Source organism: Chitinophaga sp. (assembly GCF_036566945.1).
GTDB lineage: Bacteria > Bacteroidota > Bacteroidia > Chitinophagales > Chitinophagaceae > Chitinophaga.
Genome location: NZ_DATCVJ010000928.1, coordinates 1 through 1,546, shown reverse-complemented (window position 1 = coordinate 1,546; position 1,546 = coordinate 1). Strand labels below are relative to the sequence as shown.

The window sequence follows — 1,546 nt, the reverse complement described above, 5'->3', positions numbered from 1 at the left end:
CAGTTGGAAAACCTTTGGCACCAATGCCTACACCGGAATAAGCAAACTTCTGATATTCATAGCCCACCATTGCACTCAGGTTCCAGGCATTGGAAAACTGCTTGCTGTAGGTCAGGGTGTTGTTAAATAACTGGGTATTGAGTTCTGCGGAGTTGTACGCGGCAATACCTACACCTAATACCTGGTCAATGTTGATGCTGGAGTTGAGAGAAGCTCTTCTTTGTCCTACCTGGTGGTTCACGCTGTACATAGCGCGATATTCCCAGTTATCATTGAATTTGAAGTAGGGAGATACACTGGCCAGTATGTAACTGATATTGGCTTTATCATCGTAGCCTTCTGACATATTCATTGGATTGATCGCCTGGTTTTTGGCCAGGATATTCAATGATCCATCAGGATTAGTCAGGGGCACGGTAGGATTCCACTGGAGTGCCTGACCGATCAGACTTCCGGTAAAACCGGCGTTATTGGAAATGGGGGCCAGCTGTTCGTTGGTTTGCGCCGCCATAATACTATAATCGATGCCCAGCTGTTTACTTTCCAGGAATTTATTCTGACCGTTGAGGGTAGCCGTGTATTTTTTCATGCCGGTTTTTTTAACGATACCCTGTTGGTCCTGTAAACCGAAGGATGCTCTGTAACGGCTGGTTTCATTTCCGCCGCTCATAGCTACCTGCACATTTTGTGTAACACCGGTGCGGAGAATAGAGCCCAGACCATCTGAACTTCCACCGCCATCGCCGTTGGTAAGATTATACTCTTTTAAGGCAGCGCGGTATTCATCGGCATTCAATACATCCAGTTTCTTCATGATGTTGCTCACGCCCACAGAGTAGTTTACGTCTACTGTTGCTGCGCCTGCAGATCCTTTTTTAGTATTGATGATAATCACCCCATTGGAGCCGCGGGAGCCATAAATGGCGGTAGCAGAAGCATCTTTCAATACTTCCATGGTGGCGATATCATTATTGTTAATAAAGTTGAGCGGGTTGGCATCCGGTGTTTGCCCTAATCCGGTAAGATTTAAAGAAGGGCGGGCAATACGACCATCCAGAGGTACACCATCCACTACATACAGGGGCTGGTTGCCGGAACGAACGGAAGATACTCCCCTGATTCTTACCGTGGCGGAGGCGCCTGGCGCTCCGTTATTATTGAGAATCATGAGGCCGGATACTTTACCCTGGATCAGCTGATCCGGAGCAGAGGTGATTCCTTTATTGAAATCAGCGGCTTTTACCTGGGCAATGGCGCCGGTAATGTCTTTCTTTCTGGTAGTTCCATATCCTACTACCACCACATCTGTAAGGGTGGTATTTTCCTGTACCAGTTGTACGTTTACGTTGGACTTATTGGCAATACTTACTTCCTGAGCGGTATAGCCAATGAAGCTGATGATCAATGCGGAAGCTCCCGGGGCAACAGAAACATGAAAAACCCCTTCGGCATCGGCGGTGGTACCGCTCTTCGTGCCTTTTACCTGAACAGAGGCACCAGGGATGGCGGTGCCCGTCTTGTCAGTGATCTTCCCTGTAATGGTCTT

Annotated in this window: 1 protein-coding gene; it reads right to left on the bottom strand. The window is 48.0% G+C overall.

All coding sequences use genetic code 11. The features are described from left to right. Window positions 1-1,546 (bottom strand): SusC/RagA family TonB-linked outer membrane protein (locus VIP81_RS27845; RefSeq protein WP_331969195.1); only part of this gene is annotated, 1,546 nt, incomplete at both ends.